Source organism: Xanthomonas sp. NCPPB 3582 (assembly GCF_041475735.2).
Classification (GTDB): domain Bacteria; phylum Pseudomonadota; class Gammaproteobacteria; order Xanthomonadales; family Xanthomonadaceae; genus Xanthomonas; species Xanthomonas codiaei.
In genome coordinates, this window is record NZ_CM192968.1 from 4840845 (window position 1) to 4865483 (window position 24639).

Here is a 24639-nt window from a genome sequence, read left to right on the forward strand (position 1 = left end):
CGGCATCCGCCTCAGCGCCGGCCCAAACCAATAAGTACAGGTATCTCGATCATGAAGACTTCTCTGCTGGCCCTCGGCCTTCTTGCAGCCCTGCCGTTTGCGGCCTCCGCTGCCGAAAACCTCTCCTACAATTTCGTCGAAGGCGACTACGTGCGCACCCCGACCGAAGGTCGCGATGCAGACGGTTGGGGCCTGAAGGCTTCGTACGCCGTCGCTCCGAACTTCCACGTGTTCGGCGACTACAGCAAGCAGAACGCCGACGACAACGACAACGTGTTCGAAAGCTCCAACTCCGACTTCCAGCAGTGGGGCGTGGGTGTGGGCTACAACCACGAGATCGCCACCAGCACCGACTTCGTTGCGCGAGTTGCGTACCGCAAGCTGGACCTGGATACCCCCAACATCAGCTTCGACGGCTACAGCGTGGAAGCCGGTCTGCGTAATGCCTTCGGCGAACACTTCGAAGTCTATGCCCTGGCTGGCTACGAAGATTTCTCCAAGAAGCGTGGCATCGACATCGGCGACAACTTCTACGGCCGCCTTGGCGCCCAGGTGAAGTTGAACCAGAACTGGGGCATCAACGGCGACATCCGCATGGATGGCGACGGCAACAAGGAATGGTCGGTCGGCCCGCGCTTCAGCTGGTAAGCCGCACGTTTGACTGCAGCGCGACTCTCTCTCCCGCGCTGCATCGGAAGCCCGGTCCCCCGACCGGGCTTCTTTCTTTTGGGCGATCGGTGGCGGTGCGCCTTGGCGCGACGGTCGGCCATCGCTGGCATTGCCGGTCGATCAGCGATTGGCCACCCGCTGGCATGTCGCATGTCGGCCATATCGATGCGCCAAGACGATCGTGGCGACACCGCAAGGCGCAGCGCGGGACCACCTCGGCGCACAGGCATCATGGATGCGCGATCACCACCAAGGCAATGCGGTACTGCGCCAAGGCGCACTCCTGCTGCCCTTGCGGGTTCGACGCAGCGGCGAACGACGCTCCCCCTCCAACCAAAACGCCCGGCAATGCCGGGCGTTTTGGTTGCTTCAATCACATTGCCGCCATCGGCATGCGAACGATCAGGTAAACAAGGTCTGCGGATACTCGGGCTTGCGCTCGCGTGCCAGCAGGCCCTGCAAACCGGCCTCCGGGGTCATCTCGCCATGCAATACCGCGCGCACGGCGTTGGAGATCGGCAATTCGATACCGTGCTGCTCGGCCTGGCGCATGACCTCGTCGGCCGTCTGCACCGATTCGACCACCTGACCGATCTCGCGGATCGCATCGCTCAGGCTCTGCCCACGCCCCAGCGCAAGGCCCAGCCGGCGGTTGCGCGACAGATCGCCGGTGCAGGTGAGCACCAGATCGCCCAACCCGGCCAGTCCCATCAAAGTCTCCGGACGGGCACCGATCACCGCGGCCAGGCGCAGCATCTCGTTCAAACCCCGCGTGATCAGCCCGGCACGGGCGTTGAGACCAAGCTGCATGCCGTCGGCCACACCGGTGGCCACGGCCAGCACGTTCTTCATCGCGCCACCCAGTTCGGCACCCACCATGTCATCGCCGGTGTAGGCGCGGAACGTGGGGCCATGCATCGCATCGGCCACGACCTGCGCGAACGCGGCGTCCTCGCCATGCACGGTGATGGCGGTCGGCAATCCGAGCGTGACCTCCTTGGCGAAGGATGGCCCGGTGACCACGGCCAGCGGAACCGCCGGGCCGAGCAGATCGCGCGCCACTTCATGCAGGAAGCGTCCGGAACCGGGTTCGAACCCCTTGGTCGCCCATGCCACGCCGGCGTTGGCCGGACGCAACGGGGCGATCAGCCGGATCGTTTCGGTGAAGGCATGCGAGGGCACCACCACCAGAATCCAGGCGGCGTCGGCGACGGCCGTCTGTAGGTCGGTGGTGGCGCGCAGACTGTCGGGCAGCGCAATGCCGGGCAGGTAACGCACGTTCTCGTGGGTGCGGTCGATGGCATCCACCATCGCCGCATCGCGCCCCCACAGCACGGTCGGGTGACCGTGCCTGGCCAGGAGCGCGGCCAGGGCCGTGCCCCAGGAACCGGCGCCGAGAACGGCGATCTTGTGGGTCGAATCGCTCATCGGCGCAACCGCAGCTTAGGCGTTGCCGGCCGGCTCGGAATCGGCCAGCGAGGTGCCTTCGCCCTGCGAACGCTGACGCAGGGTCTCGGCGTACAGCGCTTCGAAGTTGATCGGCTGCAGGTAGAACGGCGGGAAGCCACCGGCCTGGATCAGGTCGCTGACCAGGGTGCGCACATACGGGAACAGGATGTTCGGGCACTGGGTACCGAGCAGCACGTCGATCGCCTGCGGCTCCAGGCCGACCAGGCCGAACACGCCGGCCTGCTGCACTTCGGCCACATAGGCGGTCTTGCCACCGGCGGTGCAGGTCAGGGTCACGGCCAGCACCACTTCGAACGCGTTGTCGTTGAGGCGCTGCACCTTCTGGTTGAGGTTCAACTGCAGCTCGGGCTGGTTGGCGTCGTTGAACACCGCCGGGGCGTTGGGCGATTCGAAGGACACGTCCTTGACGTAAATCTTTTCGATGGTGAAGGCGGGACCAGCAGCAGCGGCGTCGGCCGGCGCAGCGGCGCCGTTGAGGATTTCGTCGGACATTCCTAACTCCAGAAACGGTTCGGTGGATGCAGCGTTGAGTGATGCAGACGTGAAAGCGCGAGTATCTCATGCAAGCAATGGGGGCTTGCCAGGTGCCGCACAAGGCGGATCAGCGGCCCTTGATCAGAGGCAGCTCGGCCATTTGCCAGGCGGCGATGCCGCCTTCGAGCCAGTAGACCTTCTCGAAGCCGGCTTTCTTCAGCGTCTTGGCCGCACCGGCAGAGGTGTTGCCGCTACGGCAGACCACCACCACCGGCGATGCCTTGGCGTTGGCCAGCAGCTTGCTGGCCGGGTCGAACTTGGCCAGCGTCACGTTGCGGCTGCCGGCGATATGGCCTTTTTCGAAATCGGCGGCGGGCGACAGGTCGATCACAAGCGCGTCTTCGCTGTTGATCAGGCGGGTCAACTCGGCCGGCTTGAGTGCGCGGTAGCCGCGGAACAGGCGCGCAACCTCGGTGACGATCAGGGCGATGGTCAGGCCCACCAGGGCCAGCGACAGCATGGGGTTGCGGCCGACAAAGGCCTGCAGCTCTTCGAAATTCACGGGGTCAGGGTCAGTCGAGCGGGCGGGAATTGTCGCACGCACGACGGCCAGCGCACACCGGCCTGGCTATTGGCCCTGCCACAGGTCGGGCAGGCCGCTGGCCAGCCACCAGCGTTTGCGCTCGGCATCCCAGCGCCAGATCTCGATGCTGCGCACCAGCCGTTCGGCCTGGGTATTGCGGTTGATCACCCGCAACTCCACCTCGCGGCGCAGGTCGCCGTTGGCGTCATCGCCGGTGCGCAGCTCGCGGTAGCCTGAAATCTGCACCTGCTCGTAGCGCGAGCGTTCCAGGTCGCTGACCGGGTGGGCCTGGGCATAGGCCGGTTCGACAAACCCCTGCGCGGCGTCGAAATCGCTCCAGCGCACCGCGGCCGCATAGGCCGCCTGGGTGGTTTCCAGCGCACGCGCCTGCGCCCGGCTGCCGGCCGAGGCCACCCCGCTCAGCAGCGCCAACCCCAGCACGAGCACCGCTCCAATGACTGCACGCATCCGCATTCCCCCCGATCCAGCCCGCATCCTACCGTTTCGGGAACGCCACGAAACGCCCGCTCAAGGTGGCTGCGGCCGTTCCCGAACCTAGCGCGATCTGCGCGCGCATGCCGATCCGCGCCTTGCCGCGCTGTTGGAAGGTGGCCAGAAACGCCTCCCAGCCGCCCAGCTCGGAGGGCGCCGCGTCGGCCACCAGTTCTTCGTACACCGGCGCCACGTAACGCAGCTGGCTATCGGCCACATAGACGTCGGCGTCGTGCCCGGCCAATTGCAGTTGCAGCGTCAGCCAGCCCCAGCCGGCCAGCGTCATCAGCGATGCCAGGCTGCCACCGAACGCATTGGCCTTGTCGTTGACATTGGCCTGCAGCGGCGCACGCAGGCGCAAGGCGCCGTCGTGCAGTCCATCGACGGCGATGCCCATCGACAGCACCGGCGGCATGGCGATGAATTGCTGCTGCAGCGACTGCAGGGCGGATGCGAGCGTGTACGAAGGAGTCATCGACGAAGGCTGGAAGACGGCGAAGGGCGGCATCATGCCGCAATGTCCGGCGAGCGTCTTGTGCATGGACATGACATGCGGTACCGCATGGTGAACGCATGCGGTATCGGCATCGCCACTGGTGGTGCCGATACCGCAGCACACCGGCGCGCTGGTCGCTGGCCAATCGCAGCTCAGGCACCGCCGACCGCGCGCGCGAGTGGCCTGCCTTGCGCACTGCCGGCGCAGGCGCGATGACTCCGGCGTTGGCAGCGCGCAGGCGCTGCGTCGGCGTTTTCAGGGGGCAAAGACCACCTTGCGGTAGCCCTGCGCCACCCGCAGCAGTGCGGTGGCCTTGGCCTTCCATTGCGCGCTACGCTGCTTCTGTGCCTGGGTCAGCGGCGCGTCGATGGTGCTGGTGAACACGATCTGCTCCGGTGCTGCATGGAAGAACTTGTCCTGGATGCAGGCCGCCGGGGAGAGCTGGTAGGTGGCCAGCCGGTGCGCCACCGGCGACTCGTTCCAGCCGAACAGAAAGATATCGGCCATGGTGTGCCAGCGCGCATCGGCGGCAAGCAGCACCCGCGCCGCCTCGCGGCTGAGGATCAGCGCGCCGGCGCACACCGGCCAGCAATGCTGGTGGCGCGATGGCCGTACCAGGCGCAATTGACGGCCGGCAATCTCGGTCACCTTGGCATCGAGCTTGATCCGGTTATAGGACGGTTCCAGCCGCACGATGCTGGTGCCGGGCGGGAGCCAGTCGGTGCTGCGCAACAGCGCCGGCAATGCATCGGACAGATGCATGTCGTCTTCGAAGATGGCGATATAGGCATCGTCGGACTCGGCGGCGATGCGCCAGGCCGCCTGGTGGCTCAGGAAGCAGCCGATGTTGGAGGCGGTCCAGCGACGCGGGCCGCTGCTGTAGCCATCGCCGGATCCTTCCAGCGGGCGCTCACGCACGAACGCGGCGATCTGCTCCGGCGTCAAGGTCGCGCCATCGACCGCGGGCAGCCGTTCGAACGCCAAACCCAGCGCCTGGAACCGCGCCGACATCGCCTGCAGCCGGTCACCGCTGCGCTGCATGTTGATGAGGTAGGACTTGATCACGGCGCCACTCCAGCTCGGTTGTCGTGGCGGATCGTGGCGCGATCGGGCGGATTTGCAAGAGGGGATGAAATGAGATGCTGGTCTCACACATGCTCCGCACTGCGCTGGACCGCTGTGCACACCTCGTGCGCCTGTGCCGGCCCGGCTGGTGGTCACCCGAATGCCCAGCGCCCAGGCGCGCACGACAGCGATGCTCTCGCATAATCGCGGCATGACCCGTACGTCCACCGCCAGCTGGACCCTGATTTCGCTGCGCCCCAGCGGCGAGCATGCGCCGCTGCGGCGAGCCGCCGCGCGCCACGGCGGGCGCGTGCTCGCGCTGTCGCCATGGAGGCTGCAGACCAACGACACCGCGCCGGCGCGCAGCGCGTTGCAGCAGGCCTTGCAGGCACCTGTCGTGGTGTTCACCAGCCCCGCCGCGGTGCAGGCGGCGCAGCGGCTCGCACCCTTGCGCCGGCCGCCGCAGGCGCACTGGGTCAGCGTGGGCGAAGGCACCGCACGCGCGCTGCATGCCTGCGGCGTCGAGGCGGTGGTGCGCCCGGCCCGCATGGACAGCGAAGGCCTGCTCGCGCTGCCGCTGTTGCAGCCGCCGCTGCACACGGTGGGGCTGATCACCGCACCCGGGGGCCGCGGCATGCTCGCGCCGGCGCTGGAGCAGCGCGGCGCCCGCATCCTGCGCGCAGAGGTGTATCAGCGTGTTGCGTTGCCTCTGCGCCGCGCGGCGGTGCAGGCGCTGGTGGCGGCACTGCCGCGCAGCGTGCTGGCGCTGAGCAGTGGCGAGGCGCTGGCGCTGGTCCTGCAGCAACTGCCAGGCGCGCTGGTGGACACATGGCGGCAACGTCCGGTGGTCGCCTCCAGCGAGCGCATGTGCGCGTCCGCGCTGGCAGCCGGATTCGATCATGTGGTGCGTGCCGACGGCCCCCTGCCAGCGCAGTTGGCCGAAGCCGCCGCTGCAGTCATGACACGGCCGCGACCTTGCTGAACTGCGAACTCGAGCGCGGCTTGCAGGCGTCCGCCGACGCACGCCATGCTGTGGCCGATGACTGCGGCGCCCGCGCCTGTGGCGACCATCCGAGGATGTGCGAATGACCGAAATGCCCGCTCCCGCGCGACGCGTTCCCTGGGCCTGGCTGCTGCTGGCGATCGCCGTGCTGGCCGTGGGCGTGGCGCTGTTTCTCGGCTGGCGTGCATGGCAGGGCTATCACGCCGCGCAGTTGCAGGCGGCACAGGCGCAGCAACAGCGCTGGGACGGTACGCAGCAGCTGCTGGAGACGCTGCGGCGCGACCAACGCCTGGCCAACGAGCGCCTGCAGGATGCGGCTGCCACCAATCGCGTGTTGCGCGACGAAATGCTGGGCCTGAGCCAGCGCAGCGCGCTGCTCGAAGAGACCGTACAAAAACTGGCCGATCCCAACCGCCACGGCGCCCAGGCACTGCGGCTGGATGAAGTGGAACTGCTGCTGCGGCTGGGCCAGCAGCGGCTCAGCATTGCCGGCGACGCCGATGGCGCACGCCGCGCGTACGCGCTGGCTAACGGCGCGCTCAACGGCATCGACGATCCGGGCTATCTCAATCTGCGCCAGGCGCTGGTGCAGGAACGCGACGCGCTAGATCGCTTGGGTGCCGGCCCGCAGGCGCAGGTGGGGCAGAACCTGGACCGCATCGCTGCCGATCTGCAGCGCCTGCCCGAGCAGACCGCGCAGGCCAGCGACGCGGCGCGGCCGTGGTGGCAGAAAGTGCTGGCGCCGCTGGTGGAGATCCGTCCCAGCCGCGGCGATGCGCTGCTGACCGGAGGCGAGCGCCATGCGGCCGGCGACGCGCTGCAGATCGAACTCAGCCTGGCCCGCGCGGCCGCCGAGCGTGGCGATGCGCAGGGCCTTGCCCAGGCGCTGCGCCGGGTGGACACCTGGGCCACCCGGCTGTGGCCGGATTCACCGCAACGCAGTCAGGTGCGCTCGCGCCTGCGCGCCTTGCAACAAGCGCCGCTGCGTCCGCAATTGCCGGAACTGGGCACCACCCTGCTGCAACTGCAGGCCATGCGTGAAGGGAGATCCACCCAATGAAAGTGTTGCGTACCGTGTTGATCCTGTTGGTTGCCGTGGCGCTGGGCGTGCTCGGCGCGCAATGGCTGTCGCACCAGACCAGCTACGACCTGGGCAATGTGGTGGTCAGCGTCGGCGGTAACGACTACCGCGCCGCGATGCCGCAGGCGGCATTGATCCTGATCATCGCGTTGCTGGTGCTATGGCTGCTGTGGACCTTGATCAGCCTGCCGTTCCGTGTGTGGGGCAAATATCGTCGCAAGAAGGGCCGCGCGCGCCTGATCGAAGGCCTGCGCGCCGCCGATCACGGCCAGTGGCAGCGCGCCGAGCGGCTATTGGTCAATGCCAGCGAAGACGAGGAAGTCAGCGGCATTGCGTTGGCCGGTGCGGTACGGGTGGCCGATGCACGCGGCGATGAGGCGGCAGCCAATGCGCTGGCCCAACAGTTGGCCGAGCGCGATCCCACCGCGCATGCCCTGCTGCAGGGCGAGCGCCATCTGGCACGACAGCACCCGATCGAGGCAATCAATGCGCTGGATGCCGCCGGTGCCCAGCCATTGCCGGCGCGCGGCCTGCTGCTGCGCACCCATGCGCTAACCCAGATCGGGCGCGCCGACGAGGCCTACGGCCAGCTGGGCGCGCTGCGCCAGCAAGCGGTGCTCGCGCCGGAGGCCTACAGCGCGCTGGAGGCCACGCTGGCCGAACAGACCCTGCTGCAGGCCGGCGATGCCAACGCGCTGGCCGAACGCTGGGAAGCGTTGCCCAAGCCGCTGCGCACCCAGCCGGCGGTGGTCGGCGCCTATGCGCAGCGCGCCGCCGTGCTGCATTGGGACGACGCCGCCGTGCACAGCCTGGAACAGGCGCTGGAGACGCAGTGGGACGAATCGCTGGTGCGCCTGTACGGGGTGCTGCCGCTGGAGAAATATGATTCGCGCCGTGCCAGTGCGCAGCGTTGGCTGACCCAGTATCCGGACAGCCCGGGCTTGCTGTTGACGCTGGCACGTCTTGCCCGCCACCAGCAGCAGTGGTCGCAGGCCGAAGAGTTCCTGCATCGCGCGCTCGCCAATGGTGCCGGCAGCGACGCCTGGGAAGAGCTGGGACACGGGTTTGCCGCTGCCGGCGATCTGCTGTCGGCCCAGCATTGCTACGCCAATGCGTTGCGCGCGGCGCGCGGCGAGCCGGTGATCGAGGGCATGCCGCAGCAGTCGCCGCGCGGGCCGCTGATCGCGGTCGGCACCACGCCTGCGTCCGATCCGCTCGCATCGGACGATCGCCTGCCTTGACCGGCTTGGCGTGTGCCGCTCCCGGCCGGGAGCGGGGAGCGAGGCGCTGGCTGGCGATCACCGATACGCCGACCCATGCGATGGGTTGGCCGCTGCGATAGCGCCCTGTACAAGCACTCGCGCAGCCAGTGCGCGCGCGTGCCTGGAAAACGACGCGCCATGTGCAACCGTCAACAGCCGTAGGGCCCTGGCGCTACATCCGATCAGTTGCCGCGCCAGGCCGCGGGCGGTGGCGGCGGCAGTTCCTGCAGGAAGGCGTCGCAGGCCCCCAGATACCGCGCCTGCCGATGACCGATCGATCGCGGCGACAACACCCGCGACCCCAGCCTTCCCACCAGCAGCATTGCCGCCATCACCGCACTGCCGATCACCCAGCGGAACTCGCTATGCAGCGACAGGCCGCACACCAGCAGCGCCGACACCGAGGCCAGCGCCACAGCGACATAGCGCACCCGGCGGCGCTCGTGCAGGCTGCACAGGGTCAGCACATGCCCGCTGCGCTTGCGCAGCGCGATCGCCAGAATCAGATACGGCAGCACGCCCAGCAGCAGCGCGGCGTAGATCACCGGGTGGTGCCAATGAAAGATGTAGCGGCGCGGCGGCATATCCGCCGGCGCATTGCACTTGACGCAGCGTGGCGGCAGGTTGGCCCCTGGCGTGCACACCAGCTCATCGCCCTCGCGCCACACATCGCCCTGCACTGGCGTCAGGTACAGGCTGGGTGGCTCGTGCTGCGTATCGTTCGACATCCATGCGTCCTTGCAGGTTGGGGATTCGGGATTCGGGAGTGGGGATTCGCTAGAGCGGGTTCGCGTTTGCGAATCCCGAATCCCGAATGCCCAATCCCACGCTGCGCAGCAGCCTAGCGCTCGACGATCGCCACCACGCCCATGCCACCGGCGGTGCAGATCGAAATCAACGCACGGCCGCCGCCGCGTTCTTCCAGCTGCTTGGCGGCGGTGGCCACCACGCGGGCGCCGGTGGCGGCGAACGGGTGGCCGGTGGCCAGCGAGGAGCCCAGCGGATTGATCTTGTCCGGATCGATCCGGCCCAGCGGCGCATCCAGGCCCAGCCGGTTGCGGCAGTAATCCTCGCTTTCCCATGCCCGCAGCGTGCACAGCACCTGCGCGGCGAAGGCTTCGTGGATTTCGTAGATGTCGAAATCCTGCAGGGTCAGGCCCTGGCGCGCGAGCATCTGCGGCACCGCGATGGTCGGGGCCATCAGCAGGCCTTCGCCGTGCACGAAATCCACCGCCGCCACCTGCGCATCGCGCAGGTAGGCCATCGGGGTATGGCCGTGCGCCAGCGCCCAGGCCTCGCTGGACAGCAGCACGGCGGCGGCACCGTCGGTGAGCGGGGTGGAGTTGGCAGCGGTTAGCGTGCCGCGCCCGGAGGTCTTGTCGAACGCCGGGCGCAAGGTGGCGAGCTTCTCCAGCGAGGTGTCCGCGCGCAGGATGTTGTCGCGCGACACGCCACGGAACGGGGCGATCAGCCCATCGAAGAATCCGCGCTCGTACGCCGCCGCCAGCTTGTGGTGCGAGGCCACCGCCCACTCGTCCTGCGAATCGCGGGAGATGTTCCATTCCTTGGCCATGTCCTCGCAATGGTCGCCCATGCTCTTGCCGGTGCGCGGCTCGGCCACGCCGGGAAACTCGGGCTTGAGCTCGCTCAGCTTGAAGCCGCGCAGCAGCGCCTTGAGCTTGTCGCCGGTGGCCTTGGCGCGGTTGGCGGCCATCAGGCGCGCGCGCAATTTCTTGCCATAGACGATCGGCACTTCGGAGGTGGTGTCCGAACCGCCGCCGATGCCCGAATCGATCTGCCCCAGCGCGATCTTGTTGGCGATGGTGATCACCGAATCCAGGCTGGTACCGCAGGCGCGCTGCAGGGTGATGCCGGGGGTCAGCGGCGACAGGCCCGACGACAGCGCGGCCTCGCGGGCCAGGTTCCAGTCGGAGGAGTGCTTGATCACCGCGCCCATCGCCACTTCGCCCAGCTGCTGGCCGTGCAGCCCGAAGCGCTCGACCAGCGCGCCCAGCGTGCGCACCGACATGCCCAGGTTGCCCACGTCCGCGTATGCGGTGTTCTGACGACAGAACGGGATACGGACGCCGCCGAGGATGGCGACGGGACGGGCTGCGGGCATCGGTTGACCTGGCATGAAGGACTCGGGGACATGGCCTGCACAGGGCCGGCAGGCATAATGGCGGCAGTGTAGCTTCGACCCCGTGATGGGCCAACCGCGAATCATGAGCAAGACCGAACACGGCGTGACCGCCATGGGTGTGCTGGCGCTGGAACTGACCGGCGGCACCGCCCCCGAGCGCGGCGCCCTGGCGCCCGAGCAGGCCGGCATGCTGGCCGAGCGGATCGGCCGCGACCTGGCGCAATGGATCCCCGAAGTGCGCGAGCTCGAGCTCAGCGTGGCCATGGCGCACTTCGACCCGGCTGAAGTGCTGCGCCCGGGCTGGCCGCTGCACCGCCGGCTGGAAGAACTGCATGCCCGCGCCCCGGGTCGCGAGCAGGGCCCGCGGGTGCTGGCCTTCGGCGCCGATGCGCAGGGCGAGGTTCCGCTGCCGTTCCAGGCCGACGCGCAGCTCACCGGCGGCGGGCTGCGCGTGTTGCCGTTCCTGCTCACCGGCGATGCGCAGATCGTGGCCACCGTGGCCGAGGCGATGGAAGAGGTGCTGCTGGCCCAGGGCATGGCCCAGGCCGACACCGCGCTGCTGGCGCAGGAGAGCTTCGGCGCGCGCATCGAGCATGCGCGCTACCTCACCGCCCACGATCTGGCGGCGATGATCTCGATGCAGTACGACAACCAGGGCCTGGCACCGCTCTGGCCGTTGATCGAGGCCGCCCTGCTCGCGCCCACCAGCGAAGAATGGCTGGAGCAGGCGCCGGAGCCGGTACTGCGCTATGTCGATGGCGAAGTACGCATCGCCCTGTTCGATCCGGCCGGCTGGTGCGACTACTACGCGCACGACCGCGAACACTGCGAGCGCCTGCGCGGGGTCTACGAACAATTCCTCTCGCGTCAGCGGCAGATGGCCGCGGTGCTGGAGGCACACGGGCTACCGGTGCTCTACGTGCATGTGGAGCCGGACCAGGATCCGCGGCAGGCGCTGGCTGCGTAAGCCCGACGACCCGCTCTATCGCTCCCGCATTGCGTGATTCTAGAGGCGGGATTTACGTGGCCGATGCAGCGAAGCACGCATGGCCGCCTTCGCGGCTGGGTCTGGCAAGGTATTGCAGCTCTCGTGCAGGCCGGCAACGCTGCCATCGTCACTTCGCGCGGCGGCACGATTCCGCCACAGGATCAGCCAGGACGGACGCGGGACGGGCCGGGCGGCGTCCACCGATGCTTCGCCTGCACAGGAAGCGCATTCGCAGGCCCGCAACGTACCTATCGGAGCCCGCATACGGTAACCCGGTGGCGGCGATGGCGTGTATTTCCGATACCCAATCGGCACCTGGTCGCATCGGCGACGCCAGGCGCGGACCAAACAGCTAAGCGTTCGCGCGAATGATGACGCTGACATTGCGCGTTGCAACGCTGGCTGCATCTGTTGATGACGTCATGGAAGCATGGGTAGGATCGCCCGCCGACACGGCTGCGCGGGGATCGCCACGCGTAGCAGGTGGAGTTGCAGACAGGCGTTGCAAACCACGCTCTGCAACTCTTTGCACCTGGAGCGCCCGCGCGCATTGCGATGACCTGCGCAGCGCACTTCGACGCTTGCCATCTCCAGCATGGCTCATGACCCACCAGCAAGCAGTCGTCAGTGCTGGGGCGGACGGCGCGCAGGAATCGAAGTAGACGCGTGGCACATGCCGGTTCCGAGCACCGGCACGCCCTTCTGGCGACCGCAAAGTAGTTGTTGGCTGCTCTTAGCCGTCGAACGATTCCAGATGGGGCGATACCCATCCTGATCTTCAATCTCCCTACCTGCATGTCTTGGTCGATATCACGCGTGCATGGCTCTGCCGGGCCGCGGTAGATCGCTCGACCGGATGCGACAGATGCCCCTCAGCGCACCTGCTCGTTTACGACATCACGTCTTCGCAGTGGAAATGGATGCGCGCCTAAGCATCAGGCACAGTCGTTACGCGATTCGACGGAAGCAGCCCGCATGGCGCCACGCTCAGATTTCCGATGCTGTGATCACCACTGCGCGCATCATCGACATTGCCGGCCGACATATCGAAGCGGCTTCAGCACTCCGCAACGACGCGCGCGACAACCCAAACCATGACGTAACTGCACGCTGATTGGCGGCCGTTCTCTGCTGATGACCCAGCGCGAATCAACGTTACCGGGAACACGCAACCGCACATCGCGACACTCAGCTACTCGACCAACGGCCCTTTCGTCGCGATGCTTCGCCGAGTCTCGACTCTCAACCAGTACAGCTGGTCTCTATTCTGCATCGAGAGGACACATCATGCGCACCAAGACCACACAAACATTGACCACCCTTCAACGGCATCTTGTCCCCACCTCCTCGCCAACGCAGCACCCGCCTGCAGCGTCACTCACATCGCCGGGCCCCAACGAGGCGACCGGTTTGCTGGGGGCCCTACCCGCCCGAAAAGCCCGGCAAGCAGCGCAAGAAGGCCCACACCAGGAAAACGGCGGACGCGTTAGAAGCTGGGCCTCTCGGGCCGCCAAATATGCGCTGGGAATCGCGGGCGCCGGTTATGTTGTAGACAACTTTTTCTTGTCCACGACCGCACTGGTCGATGGCAAAGCCGGATTTACCAGCAATGAGCGCCTGGAAAAGGCATGTGCAAAAGCGGAGAAATATTACGCTCGGTACCACAGCGCCACCGAGGAAGAACGCGTATCTCATGGCCGTCCTTTCGTACCGATCAAGACATGCGGTTCCAACCAGTTCGCCACCATGAGCGACTACCGCGCGGCAACCAAGGTCCATGTCAGCCATCTGTTCGACACCAAGAATGCACGGGAATCGCTGCTGACCAACCTCAGCTGTCTCAAGGGCGAGCGGATCAAGCAGGAGTGCATCGCCAAATATGCGCCTGCGCAGGTGCCGGCCGACCCGGACCTGAGCAAGAGCCAGATTTACGACAAGAAGAACAAGTATTCGCTGACCGGCGTAGCCAATGCCGAAACCGGAGCGAGTGGATATATCTCGCGCTCCATCACCCACCCCTTCATCAACCGCGGCATGCAGCACTTCAAGCAGGCTTCCAATAGCGATAAAGCGCTGTCTCTCAAGCAATGCATGGAGTCGCTTCAACGCGCATTGGATGGTAATGACACGCTCGGCGCGCAGGCGCAGCATGCCGCCGGCCAGGCAATCCTGAATTTTCGGCAAGTCTATGCGGCCGACGAGCATTGGGGCCACCCCGAAAAAGTGATCATGAAGACCCTGATCGCAAACGGGCTGCTGTCTCAGGAGCAGACCGACAGGATCGATGCGACCCTGATGTTCGAAGATCCCTCCACCAGTATCCTGAAGAGAAACACCAGCATCGCCGGGCCGTTTCTTCAAAAACTGGACACGAAGATTCAGTCCAGGCGCCTGCAGGATCAGCCCGAAGCGCTTGCGGACTTCATGGAGATGGCAAAGCAGAAGAACATGGAAGGCCTGCCGATCGCGCACTTCAAACTCAACGCCGAAGGCACCGGCTTTGAAGACTGCTCCGGCTTGGGCGACTCGTTCACCAGTGCAAACGCCGTTGCGTGCATCAACCATGCACGCTTGATGAGCGGCGAGCCACGCCTTTCGAAACAGGATGTCGCGGTGGTGGTTGCCTGCCTGAATGCCGTATACGACGACGCCAGCAGCATCCGGCATTCGTTGCATGAAATCGCACGCGGATGCTTCGTGGGCGCTGGCTACTCCACCGAGGACGCCGATACATTTTATGAGCAGATTTGCAAGGATGCTGCGCAGGCTTTCTACGCAGGAAAATCGATGATTAGCAGCGACTAGAGCTATTTGACCAAGCTCTGCCCACGCATCCGCACTGGATGCAACACAACGCCGGGTGAGCATTCCAGAGTCGCGATGGTGTGCCACTGACGCATTGCGCCGCGGCGTGAACCGCCGCGCAATGCGTGCGCGCTTACTTGGTGGCAGCCTGCGCGTTGTCGGTGGTGATCACGCCACAGGCCAGGCGGCCGCCGGCGTTGCCGGTGGGCTGGGTTTTGTAGTCGTCGGCATCGGCATGCACGATCACCGCGTGGCCTGCAATGTCAAACTGATCGGCCTTGCCCAGGTTGACGTTGCTCGACACCGGTCCGTCGATGCTGGCATTGCCCTGTGCGTCGGCCTTGATGTTGGGCATGTCGCCGCCGTGGTGCGGATCGGCCGTGACGCTGCCATGGTCGGACTGGCCCGGATTGAAGTGGCCACCGGCGCTGCTGCCGTCCGGCGCGCTGCAATCGCCTTTTTCATGGATGTGGAAGCCGTGTTCGCTGTCGGGCTTGAGGCCGCTCAGCTGGCCGGTGACACGCAGTGCGCCGTCGACGGTCTTGAAGGTGACCGTGCCGGTGACCTGGCTGTCCTTGGTCGGCTTGAGCTCGGCGGTGGCGGTAGTAGTGGCCGCCGCTTCGGTGACCATGGCCGCGGCATGCTCGCCACCGTGCGCCGCTTCGGCCGGCGTGCCTGCCTGCGGCGCGGGAGCGGGATCGGCCGGTGCGGGCTCCTCGCGCTTGCATGCGGTCAATGCCAAGGCAGTGGCCAGAAACAACGTGGTGGGAAGAATGCGCATGGAAAGCTCCTGTAGGGACCGCGAATGCGGCCATGGATGCCCCGACTCAGGGCTGCGAAGGGGATGAGCGCCACTTGGTGACGCGAATGACGCCGCAGGCCAGCCGTGCGCCGGCGTTGCCGCTGGGCTGGCTGCGGTAGTCGTCCGGATCGGCATGCACGACCAGTGCCTTGCCGACCACGTCGCCGGGCGCACCGTCACCCAGGCTGATGCCGGAGACAATCATGTCCAGATGCGCGACGCCCTCGGCATCGGCGCGCAGGTTGTCCATGTCGCCCAGATGGTGCGCGCCGTTGCCGGCCCGTCCATGCGGGGCATTGGCGGGATTGAAATGCGCACCGGCGCTGCTGGCATCGGCAGCACTGCAATCGCCGCGCTCATGCGCGTGGAAGCCGGCCACTGCACCGGCACGCAGCCCACCGACGGTGCCGGTGATGCGGATGCCCTGCAAGGCAGGCACCAGCACCACACGGCCGCTGACCAGGCTACCCGAGGCCGACGCGAGCGCGGCCTCGGCCTGCTGCACCGAGCGCGCGGGCACCACGCGCGCTGCCGGGGGCGGCGGCGGAGGTGGTGGGGGCGTGCTGCTGCAGGCAGCGAGCGCCAGAGCGGTAAGAGCAACGATCGTGGACGACCGGTAACGCATCGAGCTGTTCTCCTGATCAGGCTGGAAACCTATGCGGGCGCATGTTCACGTGTCATGAAATGCGCTTGGGCAGCCCAGGAGTTTACGAGGCTGGTGTCGCGAGCCGGCATATGTGCAAAAGCGCCCCTCACCCCAACCCCTTATCTCTTGGCGATCTGCCAGATTAGGCGTCGAGAGCCGGCGTGGTCGACCGATAGCCCACAGGTCTGAGTGACCGCGGGAGAGCGAGGTCGCCACGCCGGAATCTCCTGGCAAACGCCCGAACAGTTGCTCGAGTAGGCGCTCGTAACGATAAGGCTGGGCTGCACAGGAGAGCTCTCGACCCTTGGAGCATAGCGGAGTTATCCATGAACGACAGTGCAGGAATCGATGTCTGCAAGCAGTGGCTGGATGTCCATATTCACCAGCTGCGTCAGGGGCGGCGCTTTGCCAACAACGCTGCGGGCCTGCGCCAGGTGTGCGCCTGGCTGGGATCCATGGAGCTGCATCAGGTGGTGCTGGAGGCAACCGGCAACTATGAGCAGATGGCGCTGGACGCATTGCATGCGGCCGGCCTGCCGGTGGTGCGCATCAATCCTCGGCAAGGGCGCGACTTTGCCCGGGCAACCGGGCAACTGTCCAAGACCGATCAGCTGGATGCACGGGTGCTGGCGCAGATGGCAGCAGCAGTTGAGTGAATTGGACGCGCGCATTGCCCAGCAGGTGGCTGCACGTGCGGAGCTGGAGGTGCTGCGTCAGGTCAAGGGGGTCGGCCCGGTCCTGCTGGCGAGCCTGGCGGCGCAGTTGCCGGAGTTGGGCCGCTTGACCGGCAAGGCGATCGGCAAGCTGGTCAGGGTGGCGCCGCTGGCACGCGATAGCGGCCTGATGCGCGGGGTCCGCCACATCTGGGGTGGACGGGCCTGCGTGCGCCAGGTGCTGTACATGGCGACGCTGGTGGCGGTGCGCTTCAACCCGGCACTGCGCGACTTTTACCAACGGCTGCGTGAGCGCGGGAAGGCCGGCAAAGTGGCCCTGGTCGCGGCAATGCGCAAGCTGCTGGTCATCCTCAACGCCAAGATGCGAGATCAACTGGCGGCTGACGCCGCCGGTTGATCAAGACAGTTGCTCTCCCGCAGGCGGGAGAGGGGCTCGACTGCGAAGTTTTATGCCTGCCTTGCCTTGCCCGCCTTGCCTGTCTTGCCTTCCCCCGCGTGCGGGGGAAGGTGCCCGAAGGGCGGATGGGGGGCGTCGTGCGCCGCCAGATAATCGAGACAGTGACGCGTGCGAGCACACGGCCAGCCCATGCACGCTTACCGTCGTGATGCTCATCAAACTCACCGGTTCGCTACATGTTTCCAATACCTGCGCGCAGTACGGCTCTTCGCAGGCGCCCCGCCCCCCCAACCCCTTTCCCACCGGCGGGAGAGGGGCTCAACTCCGCGTGCGGGCTAATCAACGACGCTTGCGTCCTGGCCCGAGCTTGCGGGTGATGGTATTGCGGCCCAGCCCCAGGCGGGCGGCGGCTTCGGCGCGACGGCCCTGGGTCAGTTGCAGGGCAGCTTCCAGAAGCGTCTTGTCCAGGCGTTCGCGCGCTTCGGCATGCAGGCCCTGCGCGCCTTCGCTCAGGCGTTGCGCGGCCCAGCTGGACAGCATGTCGTCCCATTGCCCGACGCTGCTACGGCCGGCGCGCTGGCGGCCGCGCGCCAGGGCAGCGTCCACGTCGACCAAGTCGATGATATCGGCCGTGGCCAGCGCGGCCAGGCGCCAGCAGACGTTTTCCAGCTCGCGCACATTGCCGGGCCAGTCGTACTGGCGCAGCGCTTCCAGCGCCGGTGAAGACAGCCGCTTGGGCAGCATGTCGAGCTTGCGCCCGGCCATGGCCAGGAAGTTTTCCGCCAGTTGCGCGATGTCGCCGCGGCGTTCGCGCAGCGGCGGCAACTGCAGGCGCACCACGTCCAGCCGATGCAATAGGTCGGCGCGGAAGCGGCCCTGTTCGACCAGCGCTTCCAGGTCCTGGTGGGTGGCGGCGATCACGCGCACATCGACGCGGATCAACTCGCGGCCGCCGACGCGGAAGAACTCGTTCTCTGCCAGCACGCGCAGCAGGCGCGTCTGCAACGGCAACGGCATGTCGCCGATTTCGTCCAGGAACAAGGTGCCGCCATCGGCCTGTTCGAAGCGACCGATATGGCGTTTGGTGGCACCGGTGAAGGCGCCGGTTTCGTGGCCGAACAGTTCGCTTTCCAGCAATTCGGCCGGGATGGCAGCGGTATTGAGCGCCACGAACGGTTTGCGCGCGCGCGGCGATTCGTTGTGCAACGCGCGTGCGACCAGCTCCTTGCCGGTGCCGGTTTCGCCGTTGATCAATACCGACAATGGCGCCTGCGCCAGCCGGCCGATGGCACGGAACAGCGCGCGCATTGCCGGGGTGTCGCCGATCAGCGCGGCCGAGCCTTCGGCCAGTGGAACGACGCTGTCCTCGACCGCCGCATCGGCATCGGGCAGGGCGCGGGCGGCCAGCGCCACCGCATCGTCCAGGTCGAAGGGCTTGGACAGGAATTCGTGCGCACCGCCGCGGAAGGCGCCGGCGGTGCTGGCGACATCGGTGTAGGCCGACATCACGATCACCGGCAGCTGCGGGTGCCTGGACTTGAGCTTGTCCAGCAGGGTCAGGCCGTCTTCGCCGGGCATGCGCACATCGGTGAACAGCAGGTCCGGCGTGGGCCGCATCGCCAAGGCCTGCAGCGCGGCGGCGGCGCTGTCGAAACCGTCGACGGCGTAGCCGGCATCGCGCAACGCGGTGGACAGCACGAAGCGCACCGAACGGTCGTCGTCGACCACCCAGATATGGTGGGATGCGGCGGCGGCCTCAGCCATGCAGGTGCTCCTTGTCGTGGTCGCCGGCCAGTTCGGGCAGCAGCAGGGTGAAAACGGTATGGCCCGGACGCGAGCGGTAGGTCAGCGTGCCGTGGTGTTCGCGCGAGACCTGCTGGGCCAGTGCCAGCCCCAGGCCGCTGCCTTCGGCGCGGCCGCTGACCAGCGGCAGGAACAGGTGCTCGGCCAGCTCTTCGGGCACGCCGCCGCCGTCGTCGATGATCTCCAGCCGCAGCGACATCGCATGCACGCGGTCGCGGATGCGCTGGCCGTGTTCGACGCGGGTGCGCAGCGTGACCCGGGTGGCGCCGGCCTGGAAGGCATTACGGACCAGATTCCACACCGCCTGGGTGAGCCGGTCCACGTCGCCGAGAATGTCGGGAATGCTGGGGTCGTAGTCGCGCTGCACCTGCACCGACCAGCCGCCTTCGGCCTCGGCCAGGCGCAGCACCCGTTCGAGTACCACGTGGATGTTGAGGCCCTCGTGCGGGCGCAACGGCGAGGGCGAGAGCAGGCGTTCGAGCAGGGTGTTGAGGCGTTCGATCTCGGTGCCGATCAATTCGATCAGCTCGCGCTCGTCCTCGTCGCGGCCGCCCGAGCGGCGCGCCAGCAGTTGGGCGGCCCCCTTCAGGCCGGCCAACGGGTTACGCAGTTCGTGCGCCAGGCCCTTGAGCGCAGCGCTCAGGGCGTTGGGCAGGGCATGGGTGGGATCGAGCGCGGGAAATTCGTCGACCGGATGGGTCTCCAGCAACCAGCCACCGTCGTCCAGCCGCGACAGCCAGCCTTCGGCAAAGCGCGGGGCGTCGTTGGGCAGGCCCAACGCCAGCCGATGCAAGCGCAATACGTCGCGCTCGTCGTTGAGCAGGAACCGCGCCAGCGCATCGCCCTGCACTTCCAGGGCGGCCAGGGGCTGGTCGACCAGCCGCCGGGCGCTGACCCCGAGCCAGCGCGCAAAGGCCGGATTGACGCCCAGCACGCGGCCCTCGCGATCGGCCCAGGCCACCGGGGTGCCCAGGCTGTCGAGCGACGGGGTGGAGGTCGTCATCGGCATTGCACCAATTTAGTGCAAGCAGCGTCGGCGTGCGCGAATGGCCCGCCGAACGATGCTTGCGTTGAAGACGGTGGCCGGGCTGGCCGGCGGTGGGCTGCTCCGACCCGGCGTGCATCCGCGCCAACCGTGACGGGCGAGAAGCTGGTCATGCAGGCACCTTTTCAGTGGATCCGCAGCCCCACCGGCCGCGGGAGACACCGACCCGGCACAGGCCGCGCCGGCCGGGTCGTCACGCCACCCGCGGCAACGTCGCCGCGGGCGCTCATGCTCAGGACTCGTACGCGGCTTCGCCGTGCGAGGTGATGTCCAACCCCTCGCGCTCGGCCTCTTCGGTCACGCGCAGGCCGAACACCAGCTTGGCCACCAGGAACCCGACCACCGACACCACGCCGATCCAGCCCACGGTGATGCCCACGCCCAGGGCCTGTATACCGACCTGGTGCACGATGTCGTAGTCGCCGCCCTTCTGGCCGCCCAGCGAGGCCGCCGAGAACACGCCGGTGAGGATCGCGCCGACGATGCCGCCCAGGCCATGCACGCCGAACACGTCCAGGCTGTCGTCGGCACCCAGCAGGCGCTTCAGACCGGTGACGCCCCACACGCACAGCACGCCGGCCGCCAGGCCGATGACGATCGCACCGAACGGCCCCACGGTGCCGCAGGCCGGGGTGATGCCGACCAGGCCGGCGACCATGCCCGAGGCCACGCCCAGCGCGGAGGACTTGCCCTTGATGATCTTCTCGGTCAACGACCAGCCCAGGATGGCGGCCGCGGTGGCCAGCAGCGTATTGAGGAAGGCCAGCGCCGCACCGGCATTGGCTTCCAGGTTGGAGCCGGCGTTGAAGCCGAACCAGCCCACCCACAGCAGCGAGGCGCCCACGAAGGTCAGGGTCAGGTTGTGCGGCTTGATCGCCTCACGCCCGAGGCCGGCGCGCTTGCCGACGAAGTAGGCGCCGACCAGGCCGGCGATACCGGCGTTGATATGCACCACCGTGCCGCCGGCGAAATCCAGCGCGCCCAGCCCGAACAGGTAACCGCCGGTGGCCCAGACCATGTGCGCCAGCGGCAGGTAGCCGAAGGTGAACCAGATCACCGAGAACAGCAGCACCGCAGCGAACTTCACCCGCTCGGCGAAGGCGCCAACGATCAGCGCGCCGGTGATGCCGGCAAAGGTGGCCTGGAAGGCGACGAACACGTACTCCGGCAGGCTCACGCCCTTGGTGAAGGTCGCTGCCAGGGTCTCGATGGTGACGCCCTTGAGCAAGGCCTTGTCCAGATTGCCGATCCACGCGCCTTCGCCCGAGAACGCCAGGCTGTAGCCGTAGACCACCCACAGGATGGTCAGCAGCGAAAAGACCGTCGCGATCTGGATCAGCACCGACAGCACGTTCTTGGCGCGCACCATGCCGCCGTAGAACAACGCCAGGCCTGGCACCACCATCATCAGCACCAGCAGGGTGGAGGTGAGCATCCAGGCGACATCGCCCTTGTCGACCACCGGTGCGGCCTCGGCGGCCGCCGTCGGCGCCGGCGGTTGCGCGGACGGCAGCGGTTCGGTGGTGACCGGCTCGGTCGGCAGCGGGGTGATCTGCGCACCGGACTGCGCCTGCGCGCTGCCCATGCCGCCCACCACCAGCGCGCTGAACAGCATCAGCATGCACACGCTGTAGAACCGGGCTTTCCACCCGGCAAAAAGAGCTGTCTTCATACGAACTCCGGAGGGGGTGGACTCAGAGCGCATCGGCGCCGATCTCGCCGGTGCGGATCCGCACCACTTGCTCGATCGCGGTCACGAAGATCTTGCCGTCGCCGATCTTGCCGGTGCCGGCGGCGTTCTGGATCGCCTCGACCACCGCGTCCAGCCGGTCGTCGGTCACCACCGTTTCGATCTTGATCTTGGGCAGGAAATCCACGACGTATTCGGCGCCGCGATACAGCTCGGTGTGGCCCTTCTGGCGTCCGAAGCCCTTGACCTCGGTGACGGTGATACCCGACACGCCAGCGGCGGACAGGGCCTCGCGGACCTCGTCGAGCTTGAACGGCCGGATGATGGCGGTGATCAATTTCATGCGCATACCCCGAAAGGTGGAAGGAACCGGCCGGCATTGCGCCGACCGGCGGTGTCATTCACCTGGATGCCAACCCCGGCATCCAATCGTTCGCAGAGCGCGCAGACCTCGGCCGATGCCATGCATCGGCCACGTGGGAGAGGTCAGGACCGCGCAGTGCGAACGGTGTGCTCTCTCGTACCCCTGGACTCCCCGGCGGTGCCAGGGAGCCATCGAACATGAGCGGCGATGGCGGAGGTGGGAGGGGGGGCCTCCGCCATCACCGCGGTGGAACTCAGTTGCCGTAGTACAGCTGGTATTCCAGCGGATGCGTTGCCGCACGGAACTTGGTGACTTCCTGCATCTTCAGCGCGATGTAGCCATCGATGAAGTCGTCGCTCATCACGCCGCCGGCCTTGAGGAACTCGCGGTCCTGGTCCAGCGCTTCCAGTGCCTGGTCCAGGCTGGAGCAGACCTGCGGGATCAGCTTCTCTTCTTCCGGCGGCAGGTCGTACAGGTCCTTGTCGCTGGGAGCGCCCGGGTCGATCTGGTTCTTGATGCCGTCCAGGCCGGCCATCATCAGCGCGGTGAAGGTCAGGTAGCCGGACTGCAACGGATCGGGGAAACGCATTTCGATGCGACGCGCCTTCGGATTGGTGACCCACGGAATGCGGCACGAGGCCGAACGGTTACGCGCCGAGTAGGCCAGCATCACCGGTGCTTCGAAGCCCGGCACCAGGCGCTTGTAGCTGTTGGTGCCGGAGTTGGCGAAGGCGTTGATGGCGCGGGCGTGCTTGAAGATGCCGCCGATGTACCACAGCGCCAGCTGCGACAGGCCGCCGTAGCCGTCGCCGGAGAACAGGTTGGTGCCGCCCTTGGTCAGCGACTGGTGCACGTGCATGCCGCTGCCGTTGTCGCCGACGATCGGCTTGGGCATGAAGGTGGCGGTCTTGCCGTTGCGGTAGGCGACGTTCTTGATGATGTACTTCATCGTCAGCAGCTCGTCGGCCTTCTGCACCAGCGAGGAGAACTTGGTGCCGATCTCGCACTGGCCGGCGGTGGCCACCTCGTGGTGGTGCACTTCGGTCTCGATGCCGACCTGCTCCAGGGTCTTGATCATTTCCGCACGCAGGTCGTGCAGGGTGTCGGTCGGCGGGACCGGGAAGTAGCCGCCCTTCACGCCGGGGCGGTAGCCGCTGTTGCCGCCGTCGTACTTGGCGCCGGTGTTCCAGGCTGCCTCTTCCGACCCCACCTGGAAGAAGGTGTGGCCCATGTCGTTGGCGAAGCGGACCGAATCGAAGATGAAGAATTCCGGTTCCGGACCGAAGAAGGCCTGGTCGGCGATGCCGGAGGACTTCAGGTAGGCCTCGGCGCGTTTTGCAATCCCGCGCGGATCGCGCGTGTAGGCCTGCATGGTCGCCGGGTCCAGGATATCGCAGGTCAGCACCACGGTCGGGTCGGCGAAGAACGGATCCAGGTAGGCGGTGCCGGCATCGGGCAGCAGCACCATGTCCGACTCGTTGATGCCCTTCCAACCCGCGATCGAGCTGCCATCGAACATCTTGCCTTCTTCGAACAACGCCGGCTCGATGATGTTGGCCGGAAAGGTCACGTGCTGCTGCACGCCACGCATATCGACGAAGCGCAGGTCGACGAACTCGACCTTGTTGTCCTTGATCAGCTTTTCAACATTTTCCACGGACATCGGAAGAAACCTCGGATTGGAGTGAAGTGGCTCGTGGGCGGAACTACAGCAGGGACCATGCCAAGCCGCAGGGCTTCACAAGTCGTTGATTTTGCTAACCTCGGTCGAGATCGCTGGCGGGGCGAAAACACCGAATTGGTGCAAATCACCGCCATCGTGCACCGATATGGTGCATGCCGCAATGCACTATCCTCTCGCCTCCCCCGCACTCCTTTCCCGCCCGATGTCCGACCTCATTTCCGCCCTGTTGCTGGGCATTCTCGAAGGCCTCACCGAATTCCTGCCGATCTCCAGCACCGGCCACCTGCTGATCGCCGAACAATGGCTCGGACGCCGCTCGGACTTCTTCAATATCGTCATCCAGGCCGGTGCCATCCTGGCCATCTGCTTGGCGCTGCGGCAGAAGCTGTGGACCCTGGTCACCGGCCTGGGCGAGCGCGCCAACCGCGACTACGTGCTCAAGATCGGCGTGGCCTTCCTGGTCACCGCGGTGGTGGGCCTGATCGTGCGCAAGGCCGGCTGGCAGCTGCCGGAAACCATCCAGCCGGTGGCCTGGGCGCTGCTGATCGGCGGTGTGTGGATGCTGGTAGCCGAGCATTTCGCCAGCAAGCTGCCCGAGCGCGACGTGGTGACCTGGAAAGTGGCCATCGCGGTGGGCTTGGCGCAGGTGGTGGCGGGCGTGTTCCCGGGCACCTCGCGCTCGGCCTCGGCGATCTTCCTGGTCATGCTGCTGGGCCTGAGCAAGCGCTCGGCGGCGGCGGATTTCGTGTTCATGGTGGGCATCCCGACCATGTTCGCGGCCAGCGGCTACGCGCTGCTGGAGATGTACAAGGAGGGCGGCATCGGCAGCGAAAACTGGACCGACGTGGCAGTGGCCTTCGTGGCCGCCACCCTCACCGGCTTCGTGGTGGTGAAGTGGCTGCTGGGCTACATCAAGAAGCACCGCTTCACCGTGTTCGCGGTATACCGCATCCTGCTCGGCGCGGCCCTGCTGCTGTGGTTGCCGGCGGTGGCCTGAGGCATC

At 66.8% G+C, this 24639-nt stretch carries 23 protein-coding genes and 1 pseudogene; 9 read left to right on the plus strand and 15 right to left on the minus strand.

What is annotated here, in order from left to right; genetic code table 11:
* Positions 1–51: 51 nt before the first annotated feature.
* A complete protein-coding gene (locus tag ACCQ05_RS20585; protein WP_064507944.1) occupies positions 52–648 on the plus strand; it encodes an OmpO family porin in 597 nt (198 codons plus the stop codon).
* Positions 649–1071: 423 nt separating this feature from the next.
* Here the strand turns inward: ACCQ05_RS20585 and ACCQ05_RS20590 are convergent, their stop codons facing one another.
* From ACCQ05_RS20590 to ACCQ05_RS20615, 6 genes are all read right to left on the minus strand, one after another.
* A complete protein-coding gene (locus tag ACCQ05_RS20590) occupies positions 1072–2097 on the minus strand; it encodes an NAD(P)H-dependent glycerol-3-phosphate dehydrogenase (RefSeq protein WP_372392315.1) in 1026 nt (341 codons plus the stop codon).
* A 15-nt stretch (positions 2098–2112) separates the two neighbouring features.
* The gene (secB, locus tag ACCQ05_RS20595) at positions 2113–2631 is read right to left on the minus strand and encodes a protein-export chaperone SecB (RefSeq protein ID WP_104541175.1); all 519 of its coding nucleotides are present in this window, start codon (positions 2629–2631) and stop codon (positions 2113–2115) included.
* A 109-nt stretch (positions 2632–2740) separates the two neighbouring features.
* Positions 2741–3175: a rhodanese-like domain-containing protein gene (locus ACCQ05_RS20600; RefSeq protein WP_104541176.1), complete on the minus strand. Its 435-nt coding sequence runs from the start codon at positions 3173–3175 to the stop codon at positions 2741–2743.
* A gap of 66 nt (positions 3176–3241) precedes the next feature.
* Positions 3242–3664, minus strand: a complete 423-nt coding sequence (locus tag ACCQ05_RS20605) for a hypothetical protein (protein ID WP_228962994.1) — start codon at positions 3662–3664, stop codon at positions 3242–3244.
* Positions 3665–3692: 28 nt separating this feature from the next.
* Positions 3693–4163: a YiiD C-terminal domain-containing protein gene (locus tag ACCQ05_RS20610; RefSeq protein WP_372394201.1), complete on the minus strand. Its 471-nt coding sequence runs from the start codon at positions 4161–4163 to the stop codon at positions 3693–3695.
* 276 nt (positions 4164–4439) lie between these two features.
* On the minus strand, positions 4440–5249 hold the full coding sequence (locus ACCQ05_RS20615) for a glycosyltransferase family 25 protein (protein ID WP_372392316.1): 810 nt from the start codon (positions 5247–5249) through the stop codon (positions 4440–4442).
* A 211-nt stretch (positions 5250–5460) separates the two neighbouring features.
* Here ACCQ05_RS20615 and ACCQ05_RS20620 point away from each other — a divergent pair, with 211 nt between their 5' ends.
* The 3 genes from ACCQ05_RS20620 (at position 5461) to ACCQ05_RS20630 (ending at position 8574) form a co-directional block, all read left to right on the plus strand.
* A complete protein-coding gene (locus tag ACCQ05_RS20620) occupies positions 5461–6231 on the plus strand; it encodes a uroporphyrinogen-III synthase (RefSeq protein ID WP_228962992.1) in 771 nt (256 codons plus the stop codon).
* Between the two features lie 103 nt (positions 6232–6334).
* The gene (locus ACCQ05_RS20625; protein WP_228962991.1) at positions 6335–7312 is read left to right on the plus strand and encodes a uroporphyrinogen-III C-methyltransferase; all 978 of its coding nucleotides are present in this window, start codon (positions 6335–6337) and stop codon (positions 7310–7312) included.
* A complete protein-coding gene (locus tag ACCQ05_RS20630) occupies positions 7309–8574 on the plus strand; it encodes a heme biosynthesis protein HemY (RefSeq protein ID WP_372392317.1) in 1266 nt (421 codons plus the stop codon). Before ACCQ05_RS20625 ends, ACCQ05_RS20630 begins: the two co-directional genes overlap by 4 nt.
* A gap of 203 nt (positions 8575–8777) precedes the next feature.
* Here the strand turns inward: ACCQ05_RS20630 and ACCQ05_RS20635 are convergent, their stop codons facing one another.
* Together ACCQ05_RS20635 and ACCQ05_RS20640 are read right to left on the minus strand one after the other, a co-directional pair.
* A complete protein-coding gene (locus ACCQ05_RS20635) occupies positions 8778–9323 on the minus strand; it encodes a hypothetical protein (protein WP_372392318.1) in 546 nt (181 codons plus the stop codon).
* A gap of 113 nt (positions 9324–9436) precedes the next feature.
* Positions 9437–10732 carry an acetyl-CoA C-acetyltransferase gene (locus ACCQ05_RS20640; protein ID WP_372392319.1) on the minus strand — a complete coding sequence of 432 codons (1296 nt, stop codon included), beginning with the start codon at positions 10730–10732 and terminating at the stop codon, positions 9437–9439.
* Between the two features lie 88 nt (positions 10733–10820).
* Here ACCQ05_RS20640 and ACCQ05_RS20645 point away from each other — a divergent pair, with 88 nt between their 5' ends.
* The 3 genes from ACCQ05_RS20645 to xopAG all read left to right on the plus strand — a co-directional run bounded on the left by ACCQ05_RS20645 (position 10821) and on the right by xopAG (position 14531).
* A complete protein-coding gene (locus tag ACCQ05_RS20645) occupies positions 10821–11705 on the plus strand; it encodes a hypothetical protein (RefSeq protein ID WP_228964769.1) in 885 nt (294 codons plus the stop codon).
* Positions 11706–12591: 886 nt separating this feature from the next.
* Positions 12592–12840: a hypothetical protein gene (locus tag ACCQ05_RS20650; RefSeq protein WP_228964768.1), complete on the plus strand. Its 249-nt coding sequence runs from the start codon at positions 12592–12594 to the stop codon at positions 12838–12840.
* A gap of 173 nt (positions 12841–13013) precedes the next feature.
* Positions 13014–14531 (plus strand): XopAG/AvrGf1 family type III secretion system effector, encoded by a 1518-nt coding sequence (xopAG, locus tag ACCQ05_RS20655; protein ID WP_372392321.1) that lies wholly within the window; start codon positions 13014–13016, stop codon positions 14529–14531.
* Positions 14532–14664: 133 nt separating this feature from the next.
* On the opposite strand, the gene ACCQ05_RS20660 is transcribed toward xopAG, so the two are convergent.
* Positions 14665–15312 (minus strand): superoxide dismutase family protein, encoded by a 648-nt coding sequence (locus ACCQ05_RS20660; RefSeq protein ID WP_372392323.1) that lies wholly within the window; start codon positions 15310–15312, stop codon positions 14665–14667.
* Positions 15313–15358: 46 nt separating this feature from the next.
* Positions 15359–15958 (minus strand): superoxide dismutase family protein, encoded by a 600-nt coding sequence (locus ACCQ05_RS20665; RefSeq protein ID WP_372392324.1) that lies wholly within the window; start codon positions 15956–15958, stop codon positions 15359–15361.
* Positions 15959–16305: 347 nt separating this feature from the next.
* Between ACCQ05_RS20665 and ACCQ05_RS20670 the strand changes: the two are divergent.
* Positions 16306–17050, plus strand: a pseudogene (locus ACCQ05_RS20670) (IS110 family transposase).
* A gap of 339 nt (positions 17051–17389) precedes the next feature.
* Here ACCQ05_RS20670 and ntrC read toward each other — a convergent pair.
* From ntrC to glnA, 5 genes are all read right to left on the minus strand, one after another.
* A complete protein-coding gene (gene ntrC, locus ACCQ05_RS20675; RefSeq protein WP_372392326.1) occupies positions 17390–18814 on the minus strand; it encodes a nitrogen regulation protein NR(I) in 1425 nt (474 codons plus the stop codon).
* A complete protein-coding gene (locus tag ACCQ05_RS20680; RefSeq protein WP_084624364.1) occupies positions 18807–19856 on the minus strand; it encodes a two-component system sensor histidine kinase NtrB in 1050 nt (349 codons plus the stop codon). Before ACCQ05_RS20680 ends, ntrC begins: the two co-directional genes overlap by 8 nt.
* 274 nt (positions 19857–20130) lie before the next feature.
* Positions 20131–21570: an ammonium transporter gene (locus tag ACCQ05_RS20685; protein WP_372392327.1), complete on the minus strand. Its 1440-nt coding sequence runs from the start codon at positions 21568–21570 to the stop codon at positions 20131–20133.
* A 22-nt stretch (positions 21571–21592) separates the two neighbouring features.
* Entirely contained in the window at positions 21593–21931 is a 339-nt protein-coding gene (locus ACCQ05_RS20690; RefSeq protein WP_002808480.1) for a P-II family nitrogen regulator, read from the minus strand.
* 274 nt (positions 21932–22205) lie between these two features.
* A complete protein-coding gene (glnA, locus tag ACCQ05_RS20695; RefSeq protein WP_104541188.1) occupies positions 22206–23615 on the minus strand; it encodes a type I glutamate--ammonia ligase in 1410 nt (469 codons plus the stop codon).
* A gap of 223 nt (positions 23616–23838) precedes the next feature.
* Here glnA and ACCQ05_RS20700 point away from each other — a divergent pair, with 223 nt between their 5' ends.
* Complete coding sequence (locus tag ACCQ05_RS20700; RefSeq protein WP_372392328.1) at positions 23839–24633, plus strand: undecaprenyl-diphosphate phosphatase; 795 nt, start codon at positions 23839–23841, stop codon at positions 24631–24633.
* Positions 24634–24639: the final 6 nt, after the last annotated feature.

Coding starts and splice junctions, on each gene's coding strand:
- ACCQ05_RS20585 (WP_064507944.1), top strand. CDS start 52: ATGAAGACTTCTCTGCTGGCCCTCGGCCTTCTTGCAGCCCTGCCGTTT.
- ACCQ05_RS20590 (WP_372392315.1), bottom strand. CDS start 2,097: ATGAGCGATTCGACCCACAAGATCGCCGTTCTCGGCGCCGGTTCCTGG.
- secB (WP_104541175.1), bottom strand. CDS start 2,631: ATGTCCGACGAAATCCTCAACGGCGCCGCTGCGCCGGCCGACGCCGCT.
- ACCQ05_RS20605 (WP_228962994.1), bottom strand. CDS start 3,664: ATGCGTGCAGTCATTGGAGCGGTGCTCGTGCTGGGGTTGGCGCTGCTG.
- ACCQ05_RS20610 (WP_372394201.1), bottom strand. CDS start 4,163: ATGACTCCTTCGTACACGCTCGCATCCGCCCTGCAGTCGCTGCAGCAG.
- ACCQ05_RS20620 (WP_228962992.1), top strand. CDS start 5,461: ATGACCCGTACGTCCACCGCCAGCTGGACCCTGATTTCGCTGCGCCCC.
- ACCQ05_RS20625 (WP_228962991.1), top strand. CDS start 6,335: ATGACCGAAATGCCCGCTCCCGCGCGACGCGTTCCCTGGGCCTGGCTG.
- ACCQ05_RS20630 (WP_372392317.1), top strand. CDS start 7,309: ATGAAAGTGTTGCGTACCGTGTTGATCCTGTTGGTTGCCGTGGCGCTG.
- ACCQ05_RS20635 (WP_372392318.1), bottom strand. CDS start 9,323: ATGTCGAACGATACGCAGCACGAGCCACCCAGCCTGTACCTGACGCCA.
- ACCQ05_RS20640 (WP_372392319.1), bottom strand. CDS start 10,732: ATGCCAGGTCAACCGATGCCCGCAGCCCGTCCCGTCGCCATCCTCGGC.
- ACCQ05_RS20645 (WP_228964769.1), top strand. CDS start 10,821: ATGAGCAAGACCGAACACGGCGTGACCGCCATGGGTGTGCTGGCGCTG.
- ACCQ05_RS20650 (WP_228964768.1), top strand. CDS start 12,592: ATGCCCCTCAGCGCACCTGCTCGTTTACGACATCACGTCTTCGCAGTG.
- xopAG (WP_372392321.1), top strand. CDS start 13,014: ATGCGCACCAAGACCACACAAACATTGACCACCCTTCAACGGCATCTT.
- ACCQ05_RS20660 (WP_372392323.1), bottom strand. CDS start 15,312: ATGCGCATTCTTCCCACCACGTTGTTTCTGGCCACTGCCTTGGCATTG.
- ACCQ05_RS20665 (WP_372392324.1), bottom strand. CDS start 15,958: ATGCGTTACCGGTCGTCCACGATCGTTGCTCTTACCGCTCTGGCGCTC.
- ntrC (WP_372392326.1), bottom strand. CDS start 18,814: ATGGCTGAGGCCGCCGCCGCATCCCACCATATCTGGGTGGTCGACGAC.
- ACCQ05_RS20680 (WP_084624364.1), bottom strand. CDS start 19,856: ATGACGACCTCCACCCCGTCGCTCGACAGCCTGGGCACCCCGGTGGCC.
- ACCQ05_RS20685 (WP_372392327.1), bottom strand. CDS start 21,570: ATGAAGACAGCTCTTTTTGCCGGGTGGAAAGCCCGGTTCTACAGCGTG.
- ACCQ05_RS20690 (WP_002808480.1), bottom strand. CDS start 21,931: ATGAAATTGATCACCGCCATCATCCGGCCGTTCAAGCTCGACGAGGTC.
- glnA (WP_104541188.1), bottom strand. CDS start 23,615: ATGTCCGTGGAAAATGTTGAAAAGCTGATCAAGGACAACAAGGTCGAG.
- ACCQ05_RS20700 (WP_372392328.1), top strand. CDS start 23,839: ATGTCCGACCTCATTTCCGCCCTGTTGCTGGGCATTCTCGAAGGCCTC.